Here is a 6,175-nt window from a genome sequence, read left to right as displayed (position 1 = left end):
AAAAATGCAGACCTTTATAATCATTTGGATTGGACAACTGGTATCGCTCCTTGGCTCTGGTGTTACTAACTTTGCTTTAAGTATATGGGTGTATGAAAATACGAAATCAGCTACTCAGTTTGCGCTGATGTCTGTGCTTACTCTGGTACCAGCCATGATCTTCTCCCCAGTTGCGGGTTCGCTTGGAGATCGGCGCAACCGACGGAAGATAATAGTTTTGAGCAATTGTGGAGCTGGGTTGAGCATCCTTGCGATCGCAGTGCTACTTTATATTGGACATCTTGAAATTTGGCACATCTACGTGGCAACTGCTGCTAGCTCCGCTTTCAACGCCTTGCAGTGGCCTGCTTATAATGCTGTAATCCCACTGCTTGTACCACCGCAGCATTTAGTTCGTGCTAATGGTATGTTCCAAGTAGCACTAGCCGTCTCGCAGCTAATTTCACCAGTGCTAGGAGGTTTTCTGTTAGCGACCATTCAGATTAAAGGTGTCTTTATACTTAACGGAATTAGCTTCGTTTTCTGCGTTGTGATGTTTTTGCTGGTTCGGCTACCCAAACCTGGAACTAAATCTGGAACTACGACAAAAGCCAAAATGTCGAAAAGAAGCATACTCTGGAATGATACCTTGGAAGGCTGGAATTATATCACAAGTCGCCGTGGTTTGTTCTGGTTATCGATTCTTTTCTGTGTCTACCATTTTGTTGAAGGAACTACCATTGTGCTATCAACACCACTGTTCCTTTCCTTTACCTCAACCTCTGTACTTGGCATAATGCTGTCCATCGGTGGCACCGGTATGCTACTCGGCACGGCATTCATCAGCACTTGGGGTGGAGGCAAGCGTCGCATATATAACGTACTTGGGTTTATGGTGTTAGGCGGGTTATGTATGCTGCTAGCTGGGCTGCGTCCTGATGTTGTGCTGTGTACTGTTGCTATTTTCCTTCACTTCTTCAGTCTGCCGATCATTATTAGTTCTAAGCAAGCCATTATGCAGAGTAAAGTTGCGCTTAATCTGCAGGCAAGAGTTTTCGCCGTGAACGGAATGCTCATCAATTTCTCCCTACTGCTTGCTTATCTAGTTGCTGGACCGCTAGCTGACCTAGTGTTTGAGCCACTGCTTACCGTCAATGGACCGTTAGCTGGAAGTGTTGGAAAGATAATTGGTGTCGGACCGGGACGTGGCATTGGCTTGTTCTTCATCATCATGGGAATCTTCTTGATTGTAGCAACTGTTACCAGCTATCTTTCTCCGCGCTTGCGACTGGTCGAATCCGAGCTACCAAATGTAATCTCCCAGTAAAATATAGCGCTTCTCGTTTGAATGAAGTAATTATTTATCTGTGTCCATCCGTGTCCATCTGTGGTTCTTATTTCTTGATGTATTGCACTCAAGTAAGAACCGCTTATAACTGCCAGTTTTGCACTTCAATAGCAGTCATCGGGCTGGCTCAAGCAAAGTCTCTGTAATTTTTGGAGTGATTATGAATTGGAATGACCAAGAAGACACAACTATCTACAAAGTTGTCGTAAATGACGAACAACAGTATTCAATTTGGTCTGCCGACCGGGAAAATGCTCTTGGTTGGACAGATGTTGGTAAAAGCGGGACAAAGGCAGAATGCCTAGCTTACATAAAGGAAGTATGGACTGATATGAGGCCACTTAGCCTGCGTCAGCAAATGGAAAAATCAGCACAATAAAGCTAAATATTAAATTTAACTTGAGATCAATAAATGAAAAAGAATAATATTGAAGACATTTATCAACTATCCCCAATGCAGCAGGGGATGCTGTTCCACACCCTTTATGCTCCCGATTCTGGGGTGTATTACCAGCAGTTTACCTGTACTTTTAAAGGCAAGCTGGATATTGAAGCATTCAGTGCAGCATGGCAGCAAGTAGTCGCACGGCATGCAGTTCTACGAACTGCTTTCATTTGGGAACGCAAAGACCAGCCGGTACAGGTGGTGTACCGACAGGTGAAACTACCAATAGAAATTCATTCTTGGATCGAACTATCTGCAGATAAGCAGCAACAGCAACTACAAGCGTTTCTGGAGTCGGATCAAAATCGTGGCTTTGAACTGTCCAAGGCACCACTGATGCGCCTGACTTTAATTCAAATGTCGGATGATGTCTACCAATTTGTCTGGAGTTATCACCACATACTTCTAGACGGGTGGTCACTGCCGTTGGTATTTAAGGAAGTGCTGGGCTGTTACGAAGCAAAGTCTTTGGGGCAACAGTTACAACTGCCACCAACTCGTTCCTACCGGGAATACATTGCTTGGTTACAGAAGCAGAACTTGGCAGTAGCCGAACAATTTTGGCGACAAACACTCTTAGGTGTGACCGCACCAACGCCGTTGGTAGTTGATACACACCACAGCAATCAGGTGCAACAAAGCTATAGTGAGGAGATCCTTACGCTATCAACTGCAGCAACTTCAGCGCTAGTGATGGCAGCACGGCAGCATCAACTGACGTTGAACACCTTAGTGCAAGCAGCTTGGGCAATACTACTCTCACGTTATAGTAGCGAAACCGACGTGGTTTTCGGCGTGACTGTCTCAGGTCGTTCCCCAGGTATAACAGGTGTGGAGTCGATAGTTGGGCTATTTATCAATACCCTGCCGATGCGGGTGACACTCTCTAATGAGGACACAGTTTTAGCTATTCTCAAGCAAATACACAAGCAACAGGTCGAAATCAGTACTTACGAGTACACTTCACTGGTACAGATTCAGCAAATGACTGATGTACCGCGAGGGCTGCCATTGTTTGAAAGCATCGTGGTGTTTGAGAATTATCCGGTAGATGAGGCTTTACAACAGAACTCGCAAAAGTTGCACATCAGCGATGTTCGTGCCTTTGAGAGAACCAATTATCCACTTACGGTAGTAGCCTTGCCGGGTAAGCAATTGTCGTTGCGGTTCGTCTACGATAGTCAGCGGTTTGAGAGTGCTAGTGTCACACGGATGATGGGGCATTTCCAGACCTTGCTTGAAGGTATAGTGACTAACCCTAACCAGCGCCTTGCAGACCTACCACTGCTCAACGTGTCCGAGCGTCAGCAGTTGCTCTTTGAGTGGAATGATACCCAGACCGAGTATCCCCAGGATAAGTGTATTCATCAGCTGTTTGAAGAGCAAGTGGAACTGACACCAGATGCAGTGGCATTAGTGTATCATAATGAACAGCTAACTTATCGAGAGTTAAATACTCGTGCCAATCAGTTGGCACATTACCTACTCAAGTTGGGAGTGGGACCAGAGGTACTGGTAGGTATTTGTGTTGAGCGATCGTTAGAGATGATAGTGGGACTTTTGGGGATTTGGAAAGCGGGAGGAGCTTATGTGCCGTTAGATCCAACTTATCCCCAAGAGCGATTAGCCTATATGCTCTCAGATTCACAGGTATCGGTGCTATTGACTCAAGAAAAGTTGGTTGCAGATTTGCCTGCTCACACAGCGCATATGGTCTGCTTGGATTCACAATGGGAGGTTATTTCTTGTGAGAATCAGGAGAATCTTCTCAGTAATGTGCAACCCAGTGATTTGGCGTATGTGATTTACACTTCGGGGTCTACTGGCAAGCCTAAGGGAGTCTTAATCGCCCACCAAGGATTGTGCAACTTAGCTCAGGCAGGGATTCGCCTGTTTGATGTCAACTCAGATAGCCGTGTTCTTCAATTTGCTTCCTTTAGCTTCGACGCTTCTATCTATGAAGTTGTTATGACTCTTTGTTGTGGAGCAAGGCTTTGCTTGGGAACAAAGGAATCCTTACTCCCAGGACCAAATTTGATGCAATCTTTGCGTACGTATAACATTACACATGTTACGCTCCCCCCTTCTGCGTTGGCTGTTCTACCTTATGAGGAATTGCCAGTGCAAACAATGATAGTAGCAGGAGAAGCTTGTTCTCCCGATTTGGTAGCGCAATGGTCAAAAGACCGGCGTTTTTTCAATGCCTATGGACCAACTGAATCAACTGTCTGCGCTACCGTAGCTGAATGCACCAAAAGCAGCAATCAACTCTCAATCGGTCGTCCCATCGCCAACACACAAATCTATATTCTTGACTCCCATCTCCAACCAGTCCCAATTGGGGTCACGGGTGAACTGTATATCGGTGGTGCTGGTGTAGCTCGCGGTTATCTCAACCGTCCCGAGTTAACCCAAGAGAAGTTTATCCTTAATCCCTTTAGTCAACAACAAGGGGCACGCCTTTACAAAACTGGTGACTTAGCTCGTTACCTACCCGACGGTAACATTGAGTTTCTTGGTCGCATTGACCACCAGGTGAAAATTCGTGGTTTCCGCATTGAACTGGGAGAAATCGAAGCGTTGCTGAGTCAACATCCTAGTGTGAAACAAGTTCTAGTTATAGATCGAGAGGATGTACCCGGTGACAAGCGCTTGGTGGCATATATAGTTCATGACCAAGAACAAGTACCCAAGGTTAGCGAACTTCGCTCCTTGCTGAAGGAGAAATTACCAGATTACATGGTACCATCGGCATTTGTGATGTTAGAGGCTATGCCACTGACTCCTAACGGTAAGGTAAACCGTAAGGCTTTGCCAGCACCTGATACGTTACGTCCCGATTTGGAAGAAACTTTTGTCGCTCCCCGCACATCAACTGAGGAGGTACTGGCTGAAATCTGGACTCAAGTGCTTCGGCAAAAGCAAGTTGGTGTCTATGACAATTTCTTTGACCTTGGTGGTCATTCCCTTATAGCGACTCAACTGCTCTTCCGCGTACAAAATACGTTCAAATTAGAATTGCCTTTACACGCCCTGCTCGAAACACCTACAGTTGCGGGGATGGCTGAAGCTATTGATAATGTTCGTGACTCCAAACCGACTCCATCTGCAACAATATCTGTCACAAATCTTAATGCAGAAGCTGTTTTGGATGAGACAATCTGCCCGGTCGGTATCTCTGTTGAGTCTATCGCACACCCAGCACGTATCTTTCTGACTGGAGCAACAGGTTTTCTGGGAGCTTTTTTACTCTACGAACTCCTACAGCAGACCAATGCTGACATTTATTGCTTGGTACGCTCTTCTAATGTGGAAGAAGGCAAAAAGAAGATCCAAGCAAATCTTCAATCCTACTCGCTCTGGAATGAATGTTTTAGTTCCAGAATCATCTCAGTTCTCGGAGATTTATCTCAACCACTTTTTGGTCTTTCCAATCAAGAGTTTCAATTGTTGGCAAGTACAATAGATGTCATTTATCATAATGGCGCATTAGTTAATTTCGTCGATCCATACCCTAAACTTAAGGCAGCTAATGTTCTTGGAACTCAGGAAGCTCTAAGATTGGCAAGCCAAATTAAAGTCAAGCCTGTACATTATATTTCTAGCATTGCCGTTTTCCCCTGGGAGGAGGACTTCTCTAAAGATCATGTCTTCCGGGAAAATGACTCTTTAGATCGAGGTCTTCTTGCAGGTGGCTACGAGCAGACTAAATGGGTGGCGGAAAAGTTAGTCACGATCGCACGCAATCGAGGACTTCCTGTATATATTTATAGACCAGGAAGAGTATCAGGGCACAGCCAAACAGGAACCTGCAATACAGATGACTTAATGTCCAGAATGATAAAGGGGTGTATTCAACTTGGAAGTGTTCCAGATTTCAACATGATGGTGGATCTGACACCTGTGGACTATGCGAGCAAATGTATTGTTCATTTATCAATGCAGAAAAAATTTCTGGAGGAAACTTTTCATGTGGTTAATCCTCTCCCTGCTCACTGGAGCAACGTGATGACTTGGCTGCGCTCTTTTGGTTACTCGCTTAAGGTGATTTCGTACGATCAATGGCGAGCAGAACTGCTCAAGGTTGCAGAGCATTCCTCAGAAAATCCATTGTATTCATTAATACCTTTTTTTGGGGAGGAAGCACCCGATAACTCAGTCAAGTTCGACTGTCAGAATACGCTTAATAGCCTTGTAGGAACCTCTATCACCTGTCCATCAGTCAGTGCAGAATTGCTAAACACTTACTTGTCATACTACGTTAGTAGTGGTTTTCTGTCGGCTCCGCAGCAGATTGAGCAAGTTGGATATGAGTTAAATAAAGCACCTGAAGCTATGACATTATAGGGCAAACGAGTCGCAAAATGTGACTTGCAAATCAAGTAAACTAAGTACAGCTTTGC

General features: G+C 45.1%; 3 protein-coding genes. All 3 read left to right on the top strand.

Going from position 1 to position 6,175, the window contains the following annotated elements; all coding sequences use genetic code 11:
- Positions 1–4: 4 nt before the first annotated feature.
- Complete coding sequence (locus AACT52_RS03455; protein ID WP_073629398.1) at positions 5–1,306, top strand: MFS transporter; 1,302 nt, start codon at positions 5–7, stop codon at positions 1,304–1,306.
- A gap of 181 nt (positions 1,307–1,487) precedes the next feature.
- Complete coding sequence (locus AACT52_RS03450) at positions 1,488–1,706, top strand: MbtH family protein (RefSeq protein WP_073629396.1); 219 nt, start codon at positions 1,488–1,490, stop codon at positions 1,704–1,706.
- Positions 1,707–1,739: 33 nt separating this feature from the next.
- Positions 1,740–6,119 carry a non-ribosomal peptide synthetase family protein gene (locus AACT52_RS03445; protein ID WP_073629394.1) on the top strand — a complete coding sequence of 1,460 codons (4,380 nt, stop codon included), beginning with the start codon at positions 1,740–1,742 and terminating at the stop codon, positions 6,117–6,119.
- Positions 6,120–6,175 lie beyond the last annotated feature (56 nt).

Origin of the sequence: Scytonema sp. HK-05 (genome assembly GCF_963872035.1) — a bacterium.
Taxonomy (GTDB): Bacteria; Cyanobacteriota; Cyanobacteriia; order Cyanobacteriales; family Nostocaceae; genus Kalymmatonema.
This window is presented reverse-complemented; position numbering and strand designations above follow the sequence as displayed.